The sequence below is a fragment of the Paenibacillus sp. LRG-1 genome (genome assembly GCF_057220305.1).
In genome coordinates, this window is record NZ_CM170126.1 from 2,121,742 (window position 1) to 2,143,005 (window position 21,264).

Here is a 21,264-nt window from a genome sequence, read left to right on the forward strand (position 1 = left end):
ATAAAAACAAAATGTTGTGAATTCGTAGTTGGAGGATTTATTATGTCGAAAAGTGTTTCTGCGTCCTTTATTATCATTATAGGATCAATGCTATTTGCCTTATTTTTTGGTGCAGGGAATCTAATCTTTCCACCTATGCTTGGGCAAATGGCTGGAAAGAATGTATGGATAGCCAATGCAGGTTTCTTGGTTACTGGAGTTGGCTTACCATTACTAGCCGTCACAGCCTTTGTTTTTTCGGGCAAAAGCAATTTGCAAACTTTAGCGAGTCGTGTACATCCTGTATTCGGCATTGTCTTTACAACTATTCTTTATCTAGCCATCGGGCCTTTATATGCAATTCCTAGAACCGGTAGTGTGTCATTTGAAATTGGAGTAAAACCTTTTTTTTCAAACAATGCAGATCATCCTGTCGCACTTTTTGTATTTACTATCCTTTTTTTTGCAGTTGCATGTTTGTTATCACTTAATCCTACAAAAATTATTGATGTAATCGGAAAGTTTTTAACACCCATTAAATTGACATTCATTGGATTACTTGTGATTGTAGCTATTATTCACCCAATAGGAAAGTTCCAAGAACCTGCGGAGGGTTATACATCGAATGTCTTTTTCAAAGGCTTTCAAGAGGGGTATTTAACATTGGACGCTCTTGTAGCCTTTATTTTTGGAATTATCATTGTGAATGCAATTAAGGATAGAGGAGTTACTTCCAAAAAAGAGTTGATGATCATTTGTGCCAAAGCGATAGCAATTGCGGTTATACTCTTAGCTTTTATCTATACGTCTCTTTCATACATGGGAGCTTCTAGCGTTGAAAAATTGGGTGTTTTAGGAAATGGCGCTGAGGTGTTAGCTAAGGTTTCCTCCTATTATTTTGGATCTTATGGTTCTATTCTATTAGGCTTAATGATTACAGTAGCGTGTTTAACGACAAGTGTGGGGCTTATCACTTCCTGCTCTTCCTTTTTTCATGGATTATTTCCAAAAGTCTCTTACAAAAGAGTTGCTCTCATGTTATCTATATTTAGTACCCTTGTAGCCAACATAGGTTTAACACAGCTCATTAAGGTTTCAACGCCAGTATTAATGGCAATATATCCTATTGCTATTTCTCTAATATTTTTAACTTTTTTACATCCCGTATTTAAAGGAAGGTCAGAAGTATATCAAGGCAGTTTGATATTAACCTTTATCATTAGTTTATTTGATGGCTTGAATGCTGCTGGAATAAAAATTAATGTAATTAATGATTTTTTCACTCATCTTCTTCCATTATATAATGTAGGGTTAGGGTGGTTAATTCCCTCTGTTTTAGGAGGCGTAGCTAGCTACATATTTACTAAGTTAAGAGGAAGAAAAATAATTTTAGTACTTATGAAGCCCAAAAAAAATAAATGATTTATCCTATGCATATTAGTCTGTTATATAAGGGACAGCAAGCGCCTGATCTGCTTCGTGCTGCTTACGGTACTGCGAAGGGGTCAGGCCGTTCCATTTTTTAAAGGTCGCAATAAAATAGCTTAGATTGTCAAAACCAACATCCAGCGCAATATCAACCACTTTGCGATCACTTTGCTCCAGCAACCTGCAAGCCTTTTGAATCCGATGATAGTTAATATATTCTACCGGGCTTTTCTGAACCATCTGCTTAAAAAAACGGCAAAAATGCCCCTCACTCATTCCAATCTCATCTGCGATCTCCCGTAAACGTATAGGCTCATGAGCATGACTGTTAATATACACCAGCGCTTTTTTGATCCGTTCAACTTTATTGCGTTGCCCTGCCATAATCACATCCTCTCCGTTAGCGGGGGTCATGTGTGGGTACAGACAGGCGATCATGCTATAGAGCTGCGCCTTGGTCGCCAGTTCACGGGCAGGCGCATTCTGCTCATGGCTGGTGATAATGTGTCGCAATGCAGCCAGCACCTCTTGCTCCCAGGGCTGCACGCCACGAATGTGAGGGGGAGGGACAAGCTTTTTACTGATAAATGGGTCAATAAACTGTGTTTGCACCGTATCCTGCGTGCGGCTGTGCAGCATGTCGGGGTGAAACACCACCGCAGAAAATACGCAACGAGCGCTTTTTTGTAAATAACCTGCGTGAAGCTCACCACTGTTGACAAAAAGAGCTTCACCTTCGTTCACCTCCGTATAGACCATATCCGTCTGAAATACGGCGCTCCCCTGTTCGACTATGATAAACTCCATCTCTTCATGCCAATGAGACTCCAGTATACTATTTCCGTTCAACTGCTCCACGCTTGGGTATACGCTGACTGGGTACATGGGATTGCCATGAATGCGGTTTTCCCGCAACATTTCTCTTTGCATTTCTATGACTCCTTTTCCGCAAACTGATTTAAATAGAAAACATCAAAATATTGATACAATACGTCAAAATAAACGAAGTAAACCCTTACATAAATCAATATTATTATAGTAAGGATTTCGAAAAAATCCAACAAGCGATTTGGGATTAAGAAAATAAAGATTGAAGCGGAGGAAGAAACAGATGAAATTTACTGATGGCTATTGGATGATTCGCAAGGGCTATGAGATACAAAATCCTGCTGAAATCCGTGATATTGTGACGGACGATGCTTCCATGACGGTATATGCAGCGACCCACCGGATCGAGCATAAAGGAGATACGCTGAACGGAGCGTTGCTGAAAGCGACCTACAGCTCGCCTATGCCGAATGTCATTCAGGTGCGTCTGAACCACCATAAGGGACGGGTGCATCAGGGACCGAATTTTGAAATTCACACCTTGCCAACAGAGGTAGACATTACGGTGGATGAGGACGTAGCGGTACTGAAAAGCGGCGATCTGAGTGTGCGAGTCGGCCGTGGGAAGAGCTGGGATGTAGGCTTTTATGTCGAGGATCGCAAAGTCACAGGCAGCGGACATCGGGGACCAGGCTATATTACAGACCCGCAGGATCAGCCTTTTTTCCGGGAACAGCTGGAGTTGGGCATCGGTGAGTACGTATACGGACTTGGAGAGCGTTTCACTCCGTTCGTAAAAAATGGCCAGGTGGTTGATATCTGGAATGAAGATGGCGGGACTAGCAGTGAGCAGGCATATAAAAACATTCCATTTTATCTATCTAATAAAGGGTATGGTGTGTTCGTCAACCATCCAGAAAAGGTATCCTATGAGATTGCATCAGAAAATGTATCAAAGGTTCAGTTTAGCGTCTCCGGCGAATCGTTAGAGTATTTTATTATTGGTGGAGCTAACCCTAAAGAAGTACTGGACAATTACACCAAGCTGACGGGTAAGCCTGCATTACCACCAGCCTGGACCTTTGGTTTGTGGCTGACCACTTCGTTCACAACAGATTATGATGAAGCGACAGTGAACCATTTTGTCGACGGGATGGCTGAGCGGGATCTGCCACTCTCGGTATTCCATTTTGACTGCTTCTGGATGAAGGAATACCAATGGTGCGATTTCCAGTGGGATCAAGACATGTTCCCGGATCCGGAAGGCATGCTGCAGAGATTGAAGGCAAAGGGTCTCAAAATTTGTGCATGGATCAATCCGTATATTGCGGAAAAATCCATTTTGTTCGATGAAGGTATGGAGAATGGTTATCTGGTCAAAACCGCCGATGGCAGCGTGTGGCAATGGGATATGTGGCAGGCGGGGATGGGGCTGGTTGACTTCACGAATCCAGCTGCAGTCGCATGGTACCAGGATAAGCTCAAGGTGTTGGTAGATCAGGGGGTGGATTGCTTTAAAACTGATTTTGGCGAGCGCATCCCTACCCATGTAGTATATCATGACGGCTCTGATCCAATGAAGATGCATAATTATTATACGCATTTGTACAACAAGGCTGTATTTGATGTGCTGGAGGAAAAGCTGGGTAAAAATGAAGCCGCACTATTTGCACGTTCCGCTACAGCCGGGGGGCAACAGTTCCCGGTTCACTGGGGCGGAGACTGCTCGTCTACGTATGAGTCGATGGCGGAATCCTTGCGAGGCGGTTTGTCGCTTGGTTTGAGCGGCTTCGGCTTCTGGAGCCATGATATTAGCGGCTTTGAGTTAACGGCTGCGCCGGACGTGTACAAACGGTGGGTACAATTCGGGCTTCTGTCCTCTCATAGCCGTCTGCACGGAAACGAATCCTATCGCGTGCCTTGGCTGTTTGATGAAGAATCAGTCGACGTGGTGCGCAGCTTTACAAAACTCAAATGCTCGCTAATGCCATACCTGTATCCTTCTGCTGTGGAATCCTCAGTAAAGGGACTGCCGATGATGCGGGCTATGGTATTGGAATTCCCGCAGGACCCAACCTGTGCAACGCTGGATCTGCAATACATGCTGGGGGATTCCATTTTGGTAGCCCCGATCTTTAATAAAGAAGGCAATGTGCAGTATTATGTACCAGAGGGTAAGTGGACAAATTTACTTACGAATGAGAGCGTGTCAGGTGGTTGTTGGGTTAACGAGCATCATGATTTTACAACTTTGCCTGTGCTCGTGAAGCCGAACACACTTTTGGCAATCGGTCATGAGAACAGTCGTCCGGATTATGATTATGCTGATCAAGTGGCGCTTCATTTGTTTGAACTTGGTGAGGGGCAACAGGCTCGAACGATTATCGTGAATACGTCAGGTGAAGAAGAGCTAACGGTTACTGCTAGCCGCAAGAATTCTGTCATTACGGTGAAGGCAGAAGGTGCTGTTAAACCATGGTCGATAGTCCTGCGCGGTATCCACGAGGCTGTTCAAGTGGAGGAAGGCAGTAGCCAGTCGGGAGAACAGGGTGTAACCATTACACCAGCTTCCAGCGGACAGCAAGAGCTTACTATTCACTTGGGCTAGGTAAGGCGCTAGAAAGTGGATGAAGTATGTCATAATGTAGCGATTATATGCAAAAAAGGGCTTGCCTGATCCAATAGGCAAGCCTTTTTTGATGCAGATTTTTGATAGAGACCAGTTGCAACTTTTAGCTTTGGTGTTTATTTCTATTTATTCTGCTGGAGTAGCAGCGGTACAATATACTGCCGGAAAATATCTACAGGAGTCCTTTTCTTTTTAAATCTATCAGCGGTAACGACAACAACCATGTCATACGACGGGACGACAACAATATATTGCCCACCAAAGCCGAGAGCGTAAAAATAGTCCGTTTCAGTTCCTATCTCTGTTTCATCTGAAAAGGAAGAAGTCCACCAGTGCCAGCCGTAAAATGCCTTTTGTGGTTTGGCAGCAGGAAGAAACGGACGGGTTGAATATCGGACTGTCTCTGTTTGGATGATCTGCCGTCCTTCCCAGCCTCCTTGGTTCAGATAAAGCCGCCCGAATTTGAGCATGTCCATCGGCCTGAGATGCAGTCCGAATCCACCCGTATGAGTACCCTGAGGATCGGTTTCCCAATGATAGCTTTCGATACTGAGCGGTTGGAATAATTGCTGCTCGGCAAATTCAGCAACTGTTTGTCCAGAAACATTACGTAGTATGGTGGCCAAAAGTTGAGAACAGCCAGAACTGTATTCCATTCGCGTACCTGGCACATCCGATAATGGCTGTGAAAGCACAAATTGCACCCAGTCTGACGTTTTGCTCATGGTAGGAAAAGAATTTTGTCCGCCAAATTCCGTCCAGTTAAAGCCTGCGGACATCGTCAGCAGATGTTCAATCGTAATATCACGCTTACGAGAATCACTATCTGTGGCCAACTGGGGAAAGAATTCGAGGATCGGCGTCTCCGGTTTCGGTCCCCGTTGCTGGTCCATAGCGATACTAACTAATGCGGAAATCACGCTTTTGGTACAGGAATTTATTTTATAGAGTTCATTAGCAATTTGAGGTTCACGATAGTAATTCATGATCATGTTACCCTGCTGCTCAATAAGGCAGCTGCGGGTTTCCAATTCGTTAAGCACGTGAATAAGCGGTTTTAGTTCCAGACTTTTCATGCAGATCCTCCTTGAGGCTTATGGCATAGCAATACATAGTATATCATTTTAATAGTCCGAAATTCGAAGAGTACAAACTGAAAACAGTTCATTTACTAATTTTGAATTTTTTTGTTCTTTGATATTAAAAAAGATATATATGTTCACTGAATAGACACAAGTATATTTAAAAATCTATACACTTTTTCTGTTTCATTCAAAAAAACAATCGAATAAAACGATATATAGTAAGTTGGACATTTTATTCAGAAATAACTGGGGGACCGATTCATGAATTTAACAATTAAGGCCAAAATGATTCTTAGCGCGATACTGATTCCGAGTGTGATTGCAGCTATGCTGCTGACCAATTACATTTTAAGCGTACATAGTGAGAATGAGTACAAGGATATTATGAATCGTGAAGAGGCTATTGCGTATAACTCGAAGTCTCTTCAATTTTTGTTAAACGGCATATCTAATGATGAGCGGGCATATTTGCTAACTCGTGATGAACAGTACGGGCGAGAGATCGGAAACAAGCAAAGTGAAGTTGCAAAGTTGCTACAGGAGACAGAAGCTCTGCTTAATACAGGTAATGAGGATTCTAAGAAAAAAATGACTGATCTCAAGACGGGGATTAATACTTACATGAATCAAGTTCATCGTTTACTGACTACAGCGGGGTATCAGAGTACAAGAGACGATGCTTTCCCGCCATTTTCTGATTTGCTCGATGATTTTGAAAACGAACGGGTGTTGCGTAAGCAACTTGATACCAAGGTAGTAGCCTTTGTCAAAGCTCAAGAAGATATGGTAACGGTGAAAGTACAGCAAGCGCACCAAACGATGACGAATACATCCTTGATTACGAGTATTGTAGGACTTCTAGTTATCATTTACAGTATTGTTCAATCCATCGTTTTGATTCGTTCAATTCGTCCATTACACCATATGAATGAGCAGCTGTTGGAAATGTCTGAAGGTGGGGGAGATTTGCGTAGCCGACTGGATATTACGTCCAAAGACGAAATCGGTATGATTGCAAGCTCCTACAACAAGCTTATTGAGGGGTTCCGCAGTATTATAGTGGATGCTCAGGATACGGCGCGTACATTAACCGTAACCGCAGAGCGGGTTAGCGTAAGTACAGAGGAAATGAATCAGGCCAATCGTCATACTTCCGGTGTAATGGAAGAGCTAGCGGCTGGTATGGAGCATCAGGTCGATGATATTACACAAACTACAGATACCGTAAAAGAGCTAGCCCACGAACTGGAGCATATTGCAGCTACGAGCCAGCAGGTGTATGAGTTGTCTGATACAGCCGCTAAAGATGCAGAAGCAGGAGAACAATCTATAGGTCAGGCTATGCTTCAGATGGAGAAGGTAAGCGAAAGTGTAGACAGCTCTGCACGTGCTGTACGTTCACTTAGTGAACAGGCCGAACAGATTGGCATGATCGGAGCTGTTATTACTGGGATAGCCAAACAGACAGGAATGCTGGCGCTCAACGCGTCGATTGAAGCGGCAAGAGCCGGAGAGCAGGGTAAAGGATTTGCAGTTGTAGCCTCTGAGGTAAGAAGATTGGCCGAGCAGGTATCGGTTTCAGCAGCAGAAATCACACAATTTGTGCAAAATATTCAGGAGCATGTTGGAAATGTCGCTTCCAGTATGCAGACAGGGACGGTTGAAGTGCAGTCTGGCGTAAAGGTTATGCAATCCGCAGAAACCGCATTTCGTCAGATTGGAAGTTCCATTCAACTGGTCAGCGAACAGATTCACAGTGTAAATCGGTCTGTAGAACAGATGTCCGGCGGTTCCGAGCGAATGGTGGAAGCGGTGGAACGCATACGTGAAGTAGCAGAGCAGTCGGCAGGGGGAACCCAGAGCGTCAGTGCGGCAGCTGAAGAGCAGCTGGCTTCCATGGAGGAAATTGCATCATCTATTCATACACTGGCGGATATGTCGCAACTGCTGAATGCAAGGGTCGGTGGATTTAAAGTGTAACCGCATAAATCCCCACCAATGTAAACACAATAACATCTGTTGAACGAATCAGAACAGCTGTGTTATTACTTTTGCAAAGGTGGTAACGGGATGCAACAAAATAAAGGGAATCTGCTTGCGTTAGGTTCCATCCCGCTGATGATGACGCTGGGTAATTCCATGCTGATTCCTGTTTTACCGGAAATCGGACGTAAGCTACATGTAAGCTCTTTTCGGATTAGCATGTTGATTACAGTATATGCGGTAGTGGCCATTTTACTGATACCGATTGCGGGCTATCTCTCCGACCGATTTGGCCGTAAGGCGGTGATTGTTCCCTGTCTGATTCTGACTGTGATTGGAGGGGGGATTTCTGCGGCGGGAGCATGGCTGCTTCACGATTCGGCAGCATACTGGACCATTATTGGAGGCCGTCTACTTCAGGGTGCGGGAGCGGCAGGGGCTTTTCCTATAGTCATTCCGCTTGTAGGTGATTTGTACGAAAACGAGGATGAGGCCAGCAAGAACCTGGGCGTCGTCGAGACCTACAACACATTCGGTAAAGTGTTAAGTCCGATCCTCGGTGCCGCGTTGGGAGCAGTTCTATGGTTTTTGCCATTGGCAGTAATTCCAGGACTCTGTCTGATTTCGCTCATTTTGGTGCTTTGGCTGATCCATGTGCCCAAACGTAAGAACCAACCGATTATGTTTCGAGAGTTTGTGGGAAATGTGAAGCGGGTGCTTGCTGAAAAAGGACGCTGGCTCTATGCTATTTTCGCTATGGGCGGTATTTGCATGTTTGTCATTTTTGGCGTCTTGTTTTACTTATCCGACATACTAGAAAGTCGTTACAACCTCCGTGGAGTCTGGAAAGGTTTTGTGCTGGCCATTCCGCTTATTTCCCTCTGTCTGTGCTCTTATGTAGGAGGCAAGATTATCGGCAAGCACAAAAAGCGCATGAAATGGATCGGTTTCAGCGGTTTGGCCATATTGACGATCAGCTTTGCCATTCTCGGATTTTTTCAACATATTTATGCGGTGATTGGGTTGTTTACGTTAGGGGGAGGCGGAATTGGGCTCGCATTGCCTTGTTTGGATGCCCTGATTACGAAGGGAATTGAAAAAGAGGAGCGCGGAACCATTACTTCGTTGTACAGCAGCATGCGCTTTGTCGGGGTATCGCTAGGCCCTCCGGTTGTTTCCTTGCTGCTGGGTCGCAGTGGACATGGTCTGCTCTTTGGCGTGATGGCCGCTGTGGGGGGCATTGCAGCTCTACTGATGCTGTTTGCGGTCAGACCCAAGCAGGATGAGCCAGCGGATGACACATCCACTGACCGTAAAAATGTAAAGGAGGAGCTGACAGGCTTGTTCCGAGAAAAGCCTCTTTCTCCCAAGCTAAGACACAAAACTCCTGCGAAATAAAATGAAAAAGCACCCGTTGTCCACACAACCATGGCAACGGGTGCTTTTGATTATAAGCAGTTATAAACTAAATGTATTTGAAAACAATAGCTTTACCCATTGAGAGAAACATGCGATTTAGGCTTACGGCTTGCGATGATTTGTATAACATAGATCAGCAAAAACAGTACAATAAACAGCGAGGAAAGGCGGTACATCCACGCATAATCACTTGCTTTGGCAATAATGCCAAGTATAAGCGCACCGGCTGCAACCCCGAAATCGAGGGAATTGAGAAACATACCATTTGCCATGCCTCTTTGTTTAGGAGATACAATCTGAATCATCCAGGTTTGCAGGGTTGGCTGCATCACACCAAATCCGATACCGTAGCAAAGAGCCGACACATACATGAAATCATCACTGTGCGCGTAGGAAAGCAGGAGCAGACCGCCAATTAAAAAGAGGGAGCCGGGGATGAGCAGTGCTTTTGCTCCTTTTTTGTCATAAATACGGCCCGAGAAGGGACGCACAATCAGCACGGAAACCGCATTAAACAGGAAAAAATAGGCCGGGTGCGCCAGATTTGCTTCATTTCCGTAAAGCGCCATAAAGCTGAGTAATCCGCCATATGTAATAGACATCAGCATGTTCAGTAAGGCGGGAATCCACAGTTTACGGTTAAATGCCGGTTTTCGCCCCTCTTCCAAAGGAATCATAGGGGGTTCGATGTGCCCCTTAGGTAATGTACGAATGAGCCAGTGAGCCAAAGGGAATATAACAATAATGACAGCTGCTGTCGTATAGGCGAGCAGGTTAAAGCTCCCGTATTGCAGCATTGAGATGCCAATGGTCGGCCCAATCGACATCGCTAGACTGGTAGATAAACTAAAATACCCCATTCCTTCACCAAGGCGCTTGGACGGGATGACGTCAGAGGCCATCGTTGGAAAAGCCGTACTGCTCATACCGAAGCCGATCCCGAATAACATCCGCATGAGCAGAAGCACTGTAATCGTCGGCGAAACACTGTACCCCAGCGTTCCTGCCAATGCAAACAGCAGCCCCACGAAGATCAGAGTGCTGCGATGCCCTTTTTCCAGCATACGGGCGGAAAAGAGCCGTGCCGCAATCGCACTTAAAGCAAATAAAGTGGTAACGAGACTAACCTGAACGGAACTAGCGTGGAATGTATTTTTCACATAAGAAGGAATAGAGGATAAGATCATCTGTAATTCCAAAAACAAAAATAAATTGGAAACCGTAAGAACAATAAATTCCTTGGTCCAAAGAGGTTGCTTGCTTTGTTGCATATTAATCGTTATCTCCTTGTTTTTCTGATTCGGTCATGTTGGCGTGAATTTGTAAAAGAGTCTGGCGGAATTGCTCCAGATCGGCTGAGGAAATTCTTCTTACAAAATCGTGATTGGCATCATATTCAATAGGAAGAATCTCTTTTACAAGCTGTCGGCCTGCTTCAGTCAAATGAAGTAAATAGGCTCGACGATCCTGAGGGCTATTCACACGCCGTACCCAGCCCTTCTTGTCTAATAAATCAATAATTCGAGTCGTGGTCGGCTGGTCCTTCACGGCCTTAGCTGCAATTTCTTTCTGATTTAAACCCTCAGCCTGATAGATTTGGTACAGAACCGACCATTGCTCTGGGGAAATATCATAAGGCTTGAGACGCTGCAAGAGCTGCTGACTCATTTTGCGGTGAGTAATCCCGAGCAACATCCCAATGGAACAATCGGGAGGCAAGTTATTCATAAGGTACTCCTTTCTGTTTCCCGTACATAAATTACTTTGAAATCAATTAGTTGTTATAACAATTATATGAACAACAAGTTATTTTGTCAAAAAAAGTTGTTCGGCGTTTTTAATTCTGCCATCACAAAACAAAACAAAAAAACAGCCCATAAAATACGGGCTGTTTAGGTTGATATAATATCGTTTGCCATGACTGGCGAATTAAGCTTTAGGTACAGTTTCCCAGTCCTTCAGGAAGCGTTCGATACCACTGTCTGTCAGCGGGTGTTTCCACAGAGAAGGGAGCAAGGAACCTGGAATGGTGGCAATATGTGCACCAGACAGAGCAGCATCTTCTACATGCTTAATGTTGCGGATGGATGCCGCGATGATTTCGGATTTCAGACCATGGATGTCCAAAATTTGTCTTAGTTCACGAATCAGCTTCATACCATCAACAGCGATATCATCCAGACGTCCTACGAATGGGCTGATAAAAGTAGCGCCAGCTTTGGCTGCCATCAAACCTTGAGCCGCGGAGAAAATCAGTGTTACATTCGTTTTGATTCCGTTCTTGGTCAGCTCGTTACAAGCGTACAAGCCGTCTTCGGTCATAGGAAGCTTGATAACCACGTTCGGTGCCCACTTGGCGATATCATAAGCTTCTTTGAGCATATCTTCAGCCTTCAGGCCAATAACCTCAGCACTTACGGGACCTTCAACGATACTGCAAATCTCCTGAATGACTTCCTTGAACACTCGACCTTCTTTAGCGATCAGTGAAGGGTTCGTTGTTACACCATCAACCAGACCCAAACGTTCAATACGTTTGATTTCTTCAATGTTACCAGTATCCAAGAAAAATTTCATTTGATTTCCTCCTCAGGTTTATATAATTCATAATACATATCACATGCGATGTACACTAGCTCATTTAAATGTAGCATATTGCACACGTTAAACTTATAATTAGTATGTATTACATCCTTAATTGTGACACATTTTAAATTTGAAAACAAGCTGTCTATGATTAAAATTTGATGAATTGTCGGAAGATGCTGAAATTTACCGATCTATGCTCATTTATAATATATACTACCCCACTTCATAAGGAGGTAATCATTATTCAACTGTCTGAAAGACAGCGGGAAATTGTTGATATTGTCCAGCGTCTGGCACCTGTTACGGGGGATAAAATTGCTGAAACACTGGGACTGACGCGTCCGACTCTCCGTTCTGATCTTGCTCTGCTCGTTATGCTCGGGCTGGTGGATGCCAAGCCGAAGGTAGGCTACTTGCCAGGACGTTACCCCAAATATGATAGTCATATCGGCAACATGCTCAAAAAGCTGACTGTGGCGGATATACTTAGTGATCCGATTTTGATTTCCGGTGAAACGACCGCCTATGATGCGGTGCTGATGCTGTTTCAGCAAAATACAGGCACGCTGATGGTCACAGGGGAGGAGCAGGAGCTCATTGGAATTGTTACGCGCAAGGATTTGCTGAAGGTCATGCTGGGGCATACCGATCTTCACACCGTCCCGGTGACCATGGCAATGACGCGCCGGGCCCAAATGACGACGCTTGCTCCAGAAGACTCTTTACTGGAAGCGATATCGAGACTGATTCGGCATCAGGTCAATTGTCTTCCAGTTTTGGACGAGCAATGTAGCTCCTCAACTCCAATTCAAGGGTTGGTAGGGCGGGTTACGAAAACGGACATCATGAACGCCATTCTGAGCTTGACAGAAGAAAAAACGTAAAAGATGAATAAGGGGGCCTTGTATGTATTGGTTGGCCATGCTGACGATGCTGATTGACCATGTCGGACTTGTGTTTTTTCCGACGGATCCGGCTTGGAGAATTGCCGGCAGACTTGCTTTTCCAATCTATGCCTACGCGCTGTATATGGGGTATACCCGTACCCGAGATATGCGGAGCTATATGCTCCGTCTACTCGGGCTGGCTCTGATTTCTCAGGTGCCCTATATGCTGGCGTTTGATGTATACAGACCGAATGTAATCTGGACGCTACTGGCCTCGTTGCTCGCGCTGGCTGCTGCATCCCGCTTGAAGCATTGGGCGGCTGTAACGGGTCTGTACGTCCTTACAGCTCTGGTCATGGAGTTCAGCCAGATGGATTACGGGGCCTATGGTCTACTGCTGGTTCTCATTTATCGATACACTCGCTCATATATGATGATTGCAGCCCATTTTGCTTTGAACGTTGTGTATGATATGGTGCACCACGCAAATCTCCAACACTTTAGTCTGCTGTCCAGCATTCTGATCGTATGTTTTGCAACGGGAGAGAGCGGATTTTATAGTCGGGTACCGCGTTGGTTGTGGCGCAGCTTTTACCCGGTACATCTGGCTGTTATCGCGGCAATTCGCATCTGGCCCTAATCTACATCTCATACAACAAAAGAACCTTTAAAACCACGACATAAATGGTTTTAAAGGTTCTTTTTTATCCTTGAATAAGCTAGCTAACGTTTAGGATACCTTGTTAGGACCTTGGGCAAAAGGAAGTGGGCGAAGGGGAGCACCTTCCTTCATGTATTGCACCAATACTTCTGGAATATTGTGTATTCCACCTGCATTGACGCGATAGCCGTTCATTTGCCCAGGCGAGTTAATCCCCCGTTTTACCGTGAATGTAACGTCAATTCCCAAGGAACGGCAAATTTCCAACGTCTCCTTGGTATACCCACCATAAGGGAAGGCAAGTACATTCTGATCATTGTGTAGATGCTTGAACAGCTTCTTGTCAGCCATGTCCAAGTCGGTATAAACCCGCTGTTTGAACTCATTCTCTGTTTCCATTCGCCCCAGCTTTTTCGAATACACCGGGCCCATCAGAAGCGGCTTTTGTTTGGTGCGGGCTGTGTTGGAGTATCCGTAAGCATGCTGGTCATTGGTGTGATTGTAGAAATCAATGCCTTCGGCATGCATCTGATGAATTTGATCCCATGTGAGCTTTGGAATACCAATGTGCTTGGGATTGCTGATCGTGGACGTGATGAGAAAATTGGTTGCCGGTACCTGGTACTTTTTCAACACAGGAAAAGTGTCCGTGTAAAAGGACTCATAGCCGTCGTCGAATGTCATGAGTACCGCATTATCAGGAACCTTGGCTTTATGTAAAATAAAGTTGGTATACTCTTTCATCGTGATCCAGTGGAAGCCGTTAGCTTTCATTTCGTCCAACTGCCTCGTTAAATTACTAAGCTTGAGAGCGCCGGGATCAGGTGGAGTCTTGGTCACCTCATGATACATCAGGACAATGACTTTGTTTTGGTAATATACTTTATCTGGTGTAGGCGTCAGTGAGAATAAATGGCGTACCAGTCGATCTGCATGAGCTGTACGTGTACGATGAGTCCCTTTAACTGTAGGTGTGTGGTATATGCTACGTGCTTCATACACCAAAATCCCTAAAATAGCCAACAAACTTATGATTAGCAACGTTCTTTTAAAAAAAGTGTGTTTCATTGAATGACATCCCCCGCATGCAAAAAATTCTGAAAGTATAGAGGTTTATACTAAATATGAAACTAGCAAAATCTAGTCTATCATACCGAAAACATGCGGGGGAAATATCACAACTTTGTTACCTCTGTGTTGCTTTTACAGATACCGATGAAGAGGTCGGGAAGTAACCGATCTCGACGGCATGCTGGATCATGTTCCGAATAAAGTTAAGGTCGGTTGCCGGGCATTGAACGCCAGCTTGTTCCAGCAGAGCTGCGGTTACAGAGCATCCGTAACGGTAAGCTGAATCCTTGGCTCCGTCACCTTCCAGTTGTCCCATAGCAAGGTGAAGTGCATCCTCCTGAATGCCGGAAGACGGATTCAGCAGCCAAGCGCTGTAATCGTCAAAAGGCAGGGTTTCTACTGCGTAACCGAGTTGGTTTACCATAGCGATCAGTTCATCATATGGCAGTGGGTTCGGATTGCAGATATGGAAAATGCGGTTTGCGCTTTTTTGATGAACGGACAGCTCTACGATAGCACGGCTGGCGTAATCAATCGGTGTGAAGTCCGTATGCCAATCGGCTTGTGGCGCTTTGCCCAGCAGCAGCATCGCCTTCATCATACGATAATAAGCATTGCTGTCGATATTTCGCTGGAAGCGTCCGTTGGCCGAATGGGCTGTCAAATTGCCCGCGCGATAGATCGAGACAGGCGTACCCGCTTGAGCTGCTTGGAACAACAGCTTCTCCGCCGCGAGTTTACTGTTCGTGTACAGGTTGTCCACGTTCAGTTCTTCTGGGAAGGCAGAAAGCTCCAATGCCGACTCCCATTTTCCTTCGTTAGCAAGATCCTCTGGTATTCCCATAGTAGAGACATGATGGAAGGATACTCCTGGCTTGGCTTGAGCGATTTTCAGCAGTTCCAGTGTTCCGGTCACATTCGTGCGATCGAAGGCTGCCGAATCACCAAAATGGCGAACATCAGCGGCGCTGTGAATGATGCCGTCGATTTGGTGCTCCAGCATATGGCGGTCGACGGAAGAGAGACCAAGATCAGCTTGCTCCAGATCCCCATAGACAGCTTTTACCCGTCCTTCGATCAAGCTGGAGATATCTTGTCCAAAATATCCCGTCAATACGGACTGAATACGCTCGATACCGGATGGACCATCCTGAGAAGGGCGTACCATCGCGTATACTTTGGCTTCTGTCCGTTGAAGCAGGTCATACAGAATGTGCGAGCCCAGATAGCCTGTAGCACCGGTCAACAAGATCACGCGCAAGTCGCGGACCTCAGCTAAGTCAGAAGCACCAGACAACTCAATAGGATGCTCATTCAAGTCCATTTTTTCTTGAGAAATCGCGAGTGGCTTGCGTTGCGGCGTTTGTTCCGTACCTAATTGTTCCACATATTCAGCAAGCTCGCGAACGGTTTTGTAGCGGAAAAAATCTCCGATGCGCAGCGCGCCATAGCGCGGCTTTAGAATAGCCAGCACATGAATGACACGAAGCGAATCGCCCCCGATCAGGAAGAAATCATCGGTAGCGCCAATGTTATTTTTACCAAGCACTTGAGTCCATGCTTCGGCAATAAGTGTTTCGGTTCCTTCTCGGAGAGGTTCCCCGCCAAATGAAAGATCAGACGCTTCCGGAAGTGGTCGCAGGGCCAACTTTTTGCGATCGATCTTGCCAGTTGGTGAAATTGGCATGGCTTCCAGATGAACGACATGGCTTGGTACAAAATAAGAAGGCAGCTTGCCCCCAATATAAGACTGAATAACGTCTTGTGGAATGGATTGTCCATCCGAAGTGGTAAAATAGCCAACTAACATGTTCTGATCTGTGTGATCTTTGACGGCTACTACAGCGACGTCCTGAACACCTGGATGTTTGGAAAAATGGTCTTCAATTTCTCCAATTTCAATCCGATTCCCCCGAATTTTGAGTTGTGAATCCTTGCGGCTTACGTATTCAATCGTACCATCTGGCAGCAGCTTGGCGATATCACCCGAGCGGTACATTTTTTCACCCGGAACAAAAGGATTGTCCACGAATGATTGGGCTGTACGTTCTGGCTGATGGAGATAGCCATGGGCCAATGCAGGAGTAGCAATGCATACTTCACCCGGAATATTGACAGGGCAAAGCTTGTTATCATCGTTAACGATATACACTTTGTAATTGTAAATAGGCTTGCCGATCGGAATATTGACGACATGCTCAGGCACGGCACCACGGACCCGATGGGTCGTCGTTGCTACGGTGCATTCTGTCGGTCCATATACGTTTACGATGTCGGTATCTGTACCGAATTTGCTTTGGAACGCTCGAACTTGTGAGCCGTACAGCGCTTCGCCTGCCACGGTAACAATCCGTACCTTAGCGAGTTTGCGATAGCCTTCGTCTGACAAGTACGTAGATAGCTGATTAAAGAATACGGTCGGCAAAATGGTAATAATCGTCGTGCCTGTACGTGCAATGGCTTCAGCGAATTCTTCAACAGATACACGTTCTTCGGAAGACAGCAAGTACAATTTTGCACCGTAAAACAAGGCTCCAATTGTATCCCAAACGGATGCATCGAAGCTGTAGGTCGCAAATTGGGTCAACACATCCTGAGGTGTAATGTCGCAATCGCGTTGCACGACAGCTCCTAGGTTAACGACACCGCGGTGAGCGATCAGGGCACCTTTCGGTTTGCCTGTAGAGCCGGATGTATAGATGACATAAGCTAGATCATCCGGACTTACATTAACGTTCGGATTGCTTGCAGCATAGCCTGCCAGTGGCCCGTTAATCGCTAAAATTTCTTTTACCGTCTCAATCGAACCGCACAGTTCAGTCGCTTGTTCCATGAGTGCGGAAGTTGTTAAGACAAAAGGAGAACGCGTGTCTTCGACAATGTAGCTACTCCGGTCAGCAGGGTGGGCGGGATCAACAGGTACATATACACCTCCGGCTTTCAGGATACCAAGCAGTGAAATGACGGTCTCTAAGCTCCGTTCCATGAAGATAGTCACGAATTCACCTTTGGTAAGACCTTTGGATAACAAGACACGTGCGACTTGGTTAGCACGTTCGTTCAACTCACGGTACGTGTACTCTCCAGTGTGTGAAGCAATAGCCGGACGATCAGGGTATTGTGAAGCCGCCTCCTCAAACATTCCATGAATAGTTTGGTGCTCAGGATATTTCACAACTGTATTATTTAAAGCTTCGTGAGCAGCTCGATCCGCATCCGATAATATATCAATGGAATTCACAAGTGCATGGCTGTTGGTTAGCGCGCCACGCAAAAGGGTTTCAAAGTATTCTGCGTATCGGACAACCGTTGTTTCCAGCAAGAGTGATTGATCATATCGTATCTGTATTTGATAAGCGCCATTGTGTTCACTAACAGCCCAGTCCATAATACGGGATTCTACACCGCTGTCTGTAGGCAGATTTGCCGAAAATGAAGTATCGGCTTGTGGTTCCGCAAGGTATGCATTAGGCTCACGGAGCATCTCCTGAAATAAGCCTGCTAGTTCATGAAAAGTCGTTTCCTTTTCGACTGTCAGCGAAGCTGTAAGCAGACCGGTTTGCGGCACAAAAGTAGAAAAAGAAACTTCTTCTTCTGCGGATAGGCGATATACCCATGCAGTATATGCTGATAAGAGCAACGCTTGCTTGTCTTCCGCAGTTTTTTGCTGATTTAATTGTTCCGAGATGGACGCTTCTAGCTCTACTTGATAAGTAGAGGATGTATGCTTGCGTTGTATACGTGCACAATCCAAGGGAACTAGGAATGGGGATGGGGTTGTCTGTGTGCTGTTTTGTAGTAATGAAGCCATTACGCTAACCTCCTGAATGTATGATGTCTTAATATAAATGGTAAACTCAGTAAATGCCTCCGATCCCTTCAAATGCATGAACAGGAGGGAGGCATTACCGAATGATTTACTTATGAAATTAATTTTGGAGTCGATAAATGGTTATTATGATTTGGTACGGTTGGTGTCTGCAATTTTGAAATAAGATGTAATTTCTTGAAGCTCTTCAGACATGGATGTCAATTTATGGGATGAATCAATAATCGAATCCAAAGAAGCTTTTTGTTCCTCCACCGTTCGCACAATGTGAACACTGTTATTGGCTGTTTTGGTTACGGTGGAAGAAAGATCGTCTGCTGTTGCTGTCATTTCCTGTGTACCCGCAGATATTTGCTCAGTAGCACTGGATACTTCTTGGATTTGCCATGCTACATTTTTAGTTGCTTGAAGAATATCATTGAACAGCACGCCTGCTTGTCCGGCAACGACGATTCCGTTTTGAACTTCAACGTTTCCTTGCTCCATCGACTTCACAGCTTGTCCGATTTCACTTTGAATTTCTTCAATCAGGGACGTAATTTGTTTGGTTGCATCCGCAGATTGTTCTGCCAGCTTACGTACTTCACTGGCAACAACGGCAAAGCCTTTACCTTCTTCACCAACACGGGCAGCTTCAATAGAAGCGTTCAGAGCGAGCAGGTTGGTTTGACTGGAGATGCCTGAAATGGTACTGATGATATTGCCAATTTCCTGCGAACGACTGTCCAGCAACTTGATGATACGGGAAGTATTGGTTACTGTATCGGTAATCAAGTGCATTTGGGATGATACCTTACCTACAATCTCGTTGCCTTCATTAGAACGTTTCTCTACCGAATTGGCTTCCTCCGCAACATTGGAAGAACTAGTGGCAATATTTTGAATTACCGAAGCCATTTCAGCCATGGCACGTGCACTATCACCTGTTGCTTTTTCCTGCGAACGGATATTCTCCGTGATTTCACTGATGTTTTGATTGATGATGTTGGAATTGATTCCGTTTTGCTCGCAGATTGCGAGTAATTCCTTGGCAGATTCATTGACTTCATCCGTTGTCTGCTTCACTTTGGTCATAATGCTGTTAATATGACTTACCATATTGTTGAAGTTCTGATTCACGAGCCCTAAATCATCATGACCTGCATGAATTTGAACATCCAGATTTCCTCTGCTTACTTCACTGATACCGTACATCAGTTGCTTAATCGGGGACAGCGTGCGTTTCACAACCCAATATTGAAGCGCCAGGCAGATCAGTAGGAAAATCACTAAAATGGTAGCGCCGCTAATGAGCAGCTTGGTCAATCCTGCAGGTACGGCACCGGCATCTGCATCAACTGCAAAATATGCAAAGATTTTGCCACTTGGATCTTTAATCGGAGTCATCAAAGTCGTCCATGTACCAAAAGAATCATCGTAGAAGCTGGTGAATGTTGGTTTGCCACTGTCCAGCATACCGGTTACGCCTACTGCTACGACATTGGGTTGCTCGTACATGGAGCCAACGAGCAGCTTATCTTTTTCAAATGCTTCTCTGAGATCCGTTGGCATCGCCACAATAGATGTTAGATTGCCATTTTCGAGCTCCGTCCCGAAAATATAAGCATGAGAGATATTCGGATTCGTCGCCATGATATTATCTAGATACGCGCGGAGTTTGGTTTGAACGGGTCCATCATAATTTTTCTCTTGAACCGCTTGGGTTACATCATCGGAATTAATGCCTTGGGCCCACTTCAATGTGATTTTTTCCACTTGCCCATGCAATTGGTCTATCAAAATCGTACGTTGGATCAAATAACTGGACACAATAAGGACTAGCCCAATCAATACGATGTTGAAGAAGGATAATAATAAGTTTTTGGTGAAGAATGATAAGCTACTCCACTTTTTCAAAATGTTCCACTCCCTGGTTGTATTTTTGTATATGGTGTTGAACCGCTTATCGAATGAGATAATCAAGTCCCCCTTACAAACATATTAATCGAGATCATAGACCCTTGAATTTTAAGTAATAGGTCTTAAGTCCTTTTATAGACAAGTATGATATCCCTATATATATGTCGTACGAAAAGCCCTTGAAATGAATACCTTACACAATAAAAAATTAATTTTTAATAGGTAAACGCTGTCTGTGTTTCAGTATATTCCAATTTATACTTCTACTTGAAATTCGACTTCATTAAAGTCCATAAGCAACTATTCAACAGAAACCATCATACTTTATAATAGAGTCAAATGCACTTATCAATTTGGGACATTTTTCATATTTGACGTTGGAAATGCTTGATTTAGCGCGGTTTTTGTGAATTGTTTGCGAAATGAGTCCTTATATCCATGTAAAGAGAAGAGGGATAAGAAGAATGTCCAAGCTTACGATTTTAAAGGTTGAGAGTAATCATGAGGATCTGCATAAGTTGATTCAAAGGCTGGATGAGGACTTGCTGGAAAGGTATCCTGCCGACGAAATTTACTTGGTCGATTTTTCCAATCCGAAAGTTAAAAAAATGGTTTTCGCTGTTGTGTATGTGGACGAAAAACCGGTGGCTTGTGGAGGGCTTAGGCCTATAGATGCGGAAGAAATGGAGCTCAAAAGGTTTTATGTCGATTCCTCTTATCGCAGACAAGGAATTGCGGTGAGTCTATTATCTTTTTTGGAAGAGGAAGCCAGCAAACGAGGAGTTGTAAGAATTAAACTGGAGACCGGAGCGGCCCAACCTGAAGCGATTGCTCTCTATACCAAGCGGGGATACGAACCTATTGAACGGTTTGGGGAGTATGAACACGATGAAAACAGCCTTTGTTATGGTAAAAAGCTGTCTCTGTTATTATAAAGCGTTCTCTTATAAAATGGATGATGATCAATACTAGCCTAT

At 44.8% G+C, this 21,264-nt stretch carries 15 protein-coding genes; 7 read left to right on the forward strand and 8 right to left on the reverse strand.

Annotated elements, in window-relative coordinates; all coding sequences use genetic code 11:
• Positions 1 to 42 precede the first annotated feature (42 nt).
• Positions 43 to 1,401: a branched-chain amino acid transport system II carrier protein gene (gene brnQ, locus ACUUJN_RS09525; RefSeq protein ID WP_484669532.1), complete on the forward strand. Its 1,359-nt coding sequence runs from the start codon at positions 43 to 45 to the stop codon at positions 1,399 to 1,401.
• A gap of 15 nt (positions 1,402 to 1,416) precedes the next feature.
• Here the strand turns inward: brnQ and ACUUJN_RS09530 are convergent, their stop codons facing one another.
• The gene (locus tag ACUUJN_RS09530; RefSeq protein WP_279831071.1) at positions 1,417 to 2,337 is read right to left on the reverse strand and encodes an AraC family transcriptional regulator; all 921 of its coding nucleotides are present in this window, start codon (positions 2,335 to 2,337) and stop codon (positions 1,417 to 1,419) included.
• Between the two features lie 181 nt (positions 2,338 to 2,518).
• Here ACUUJN_RS09530 and yicI point away from each other — a divergent pair, with 181 nt between their 5' ends.
• Positions 2,519 to 4,843, forward strand: a complete 2,325-nt coding sequence (yicI, locus tag ACUUJN_RS09535; protein WP_484669533.1) for an alpha-xylosidase — start codon at positions 2,519 to 2,521, stop codon at positions 4,841 to 4,843.
• Between the two features lie 143 nt (positions 4,844 to 4,986).
• Here yicI and ACUUJN_RS09540 read toward each other — a convergent pair whose 3' ends face one another.
• Positions 4,987 to 5,940, reverse strand: coding sequence for a serine hydrolase domain-containing protein (locus ACUUJN_RS09540; RefSeq protein ID WP_023988113.1), 954 nt, complete (start codon positions 5,938 to 5,940; stop codon positions 4,987 to 4,989).
• Between the two features lie 270 nt (positions 5,941 to 6,210).
• Here ACUUJN_RS09540 and ACUUJN_RS09545 point away from each other — a divergent pair, with 270 nt between their 5' ends.
• On the forward strand, positions 6,211 to 7,929 hold the full coding sequence (locus ACUUJN_RS09545; protein ID WP_023988114.1) for a methyl-accepting chemotaxis protein: 1,719 nt from the start codon (positions 6,211 to 6,213) through the stop codon (positions 7,927 to 7,929).
• Positions 7,930 to 8,019: 90 nt separating this feature from the next.
• Positions 8,020 to 9,330: an MFS transporter gene (locus tag ACUUJN_RS09550; RefSeq protein ID WP_484669534.1), complete on the forward strand. Its 1,311-nt coding sequence runs from the start codon at positions 8,020 to 8,022 to the stop codon at positions 9,328 to 9,330.
• A 92-nt stretch (positions 9,331 to 9,422) separates the two neighbouring features.
• Here ACUUJN_RS09550 and ACUUJN_RS09555 read toward each other — a convergent pair whose 3' ends face one another.
• The 3 genes from ACUUJN_RS09555 to fsa all read right to left on the reverse strand — a co-directional run bounded on the left by ACUUJN_RS09555 (position 9,423) and on the right by fsa (position 11,928).
• Positions 9,423 to 10,622, reverse strand: coding sequence for an MFS transporter (locus ACUUJN_RS09555; protein WP_075154062.1), 1,200 nt, complete (start codon positions 10,620 to 10,622; stop codon positions 9,423 to 9,425).
• 1 nt (position 10,623) lies between these two features.
• Positions 10,624 to 11,079, reverse strand: coding sequence for a MarR family winged helix-turn-helix transcriptional regulator (locus ACUUJN_RS09560; protein WP_023988117.1), 456 nt, complete (start codon positions 11,077 to 11,079; stop codon positions 10,624 to 10,626).
• Between the two features lie 201 nt (positions 11,080 to 11,280).
• Positions 11,281 to 11,928, reverse strand: coding sequence for a fructose-6-phosphate aldolase (fsa, locus tag ACUUJN_RS09565; RefSeq protein ID WP_013309811.1), 648 nt, complete (start codon positions 11,926 to 11,928; stop codon positions 11,281 to 11,283).
• 185 nt (positions 11,929 to 12,113) lie between these two features.
• Here fsa and ACUUJN_RS09570 point away from each other — a divergent pair, with 185 nt between their 5' ends.
• Entirely contained in the window at positions 12,114 to 12,824 is a 711-nt protein-coding gene (locus ACUUJN_RS09570; protein WP_028542764.1) for a CBS domain-containing protein, read from the forward strand.
• 22 nt (positions 12,825 to 12,846) lie between these two features.
• Positions 12,847 to 13,467, forward strand: a complete 621-nt coding sequence (locus ACUUJN_RS09575; protein ID WP_028542763.1) for a TraX family protein — start codon at positions 12,847 to 12,849, stop codon at positions 13,465 to 13,467.
• A 90-nt stretch (positions 13,468 to 13,557) separates the two neighbouring features.
• Here the strand turns inward: ACUUJN_RS09575 and ACUUJN_RS09580 are convergent, their stop codons facing one another.
• From ACUUJN_RS09580 to ACUUJN_RS09590, 3 genes are all read right to left on the reverse strand, one after another.
• Positions 13,558 to 14,556 carry a polysaccharide deacetylase family protein gene (locus tag ACUUJN_RS09580; RefSeq protein WP_069080053.1) on the reverse strand — a complete coding sequence of 333 codons (999 nt, stop codon included), beginning with the start codon at positions 14,554 to 14,556 and terminating at the stop codon, positions 13,558 to 13,560.
• A 118-nt stretch (positions 14,557 to 14,674) separates the two neighbouring features.
• Positions 14,675 to 18,370, reverse strand: a complete 3,696-nt coding sequence (locus ACUUJN_RS09585) for a non-ribosomal peptide synthetase family protein (protein ID WP_484669535.1) — start codon at positions 18,368 to 18,370, stop codon at positions 14,675 to 14,677.
• Positions 18,371 to 18,514: 144 nt separating this feature from the next.
• A complete protein-coding gene (locus ACUUJN_RS09590) occupies positions 18,515 to 20,284 on the reverse strand; it encodes a methyl-accepting chemotaxis protein (RefSeq protein ID WP_025718581.1) in 1,770 nt (589 codons plus the stop codon).
• A gap of 467 nt (positions 20,285 to 20,751) precedes the next feature.
• On the opposite strand from ACUUJN_RS09590, the gene ACUUJN_RS09595 reads away from it, so the two are divergent.
• The gene (locus tag ACUUJN_RS09595) at positions 20,752 to 21,222 is read left to right on the forward strand and encodes a GNAT family N-acetyltransferase (RefSeq protein ID WP_028542760.1); all 471 of its coding nucleotides are present in this window, start codon (positions 20,752 to 20,754) and stop codon (positions 21,220 to 21,222) included.
• Positions 21,223 to 21,264 lie beyond the last annotated feature (42 nt).

Coding starts and splice junctions, on each gene's coding strand:
- brnQ (WP_484669532.1), top strand. CDS start 43: ATGTCGAAAAGTGTTTCTGCGTCCTTTATTATCATTATAGGATCAATG.
- ACUUJN_RS09530 (WP_279831071.1), bottom strand. CDS start 2,337: ATGCAAAGAGAAATGTTGCGGGAAAACCGCATTCATGGCAATCCCATG.
- yicI (WP_484669533.1), top strand. CDS start 2,519: ATGAAATTTACTGATGGCTATTGGATGATTCGCAAGGGCTATGAGATA.
- ACUUJN_RS09540 (WP_023988113.1), bottom strand. CDS start 5,940: ATGAAAAGTCTGGAACTAAAACCGCTTATTCACGTGCTTAACGAATTG.
- ACUUJN_RS09545 (WP_023988114.1), top strand. CDS start 6,211: ATGAATTTAACAATTAAGGCCAAAATGATTCTTAGCGCGATACTGATT.
- ACUUJN_RS09550 (WP_484669534.1), top strand. CDS start 8,020: ATGCAACAAAATAAAGGGAATCTGCTTGCGTTAGGTTCCATCCCGCTG.
- ACUUJN_RS09555 (WP_075154062.1), bottom strand. CDS start 10,622: ATGCAACAAAGCAAGCAACCTCTTTGGACCAAGGAATTTATTGTTCTT.
- ACUUJN_RS09560 (WP_023988117.1), bottom strand. CDS start 11,079: ATGAATAACTTGCCTCCCGATTGTTCCATTGGGATGTTGCTCGGGATT.
- fsa (WP_013309811.1), bottom strand. CDS start 11,928: ATGAAATTTTTCTTGGATACTGGTAACATTGAAGAAATCAAACGTATT.
- ACUUJN_RS09570 (WP_028542764.1), top strand. CDS start 12,114: ATGCTGAAATTTACCGATCTATGCTCATTTATAATATATACTACCCCA.
- ACUUJN_RS09575 (WP_028542763.1), top strand. CDS start 12,847: ATGTATTGGTTGGCCATGCTGACGATGCTGATTGACCATGTCGGACTT.
- ACUUJN_RS09580 (WP_069080053.1), bottom strand. CDS start 14,556: ATGAAACACACTTTTTTTAAAAGAACGTTGCTAATCATAAGTTTGTTG.
- ACUUJN_RS09585 (WP_484669535.1), bottom strand. CDS start 18,370: ATGGCTTCATTACTACAAAACAGCACACAGACAACCCCATCCCCATTC.
- ACUUJN_RS09595 (WP_028542760.1), top strand. CDS start 20,752: ATGTCCAAGCTTACGATTTTAAAGGTTGAGAGTAATCATGAGGATCTG.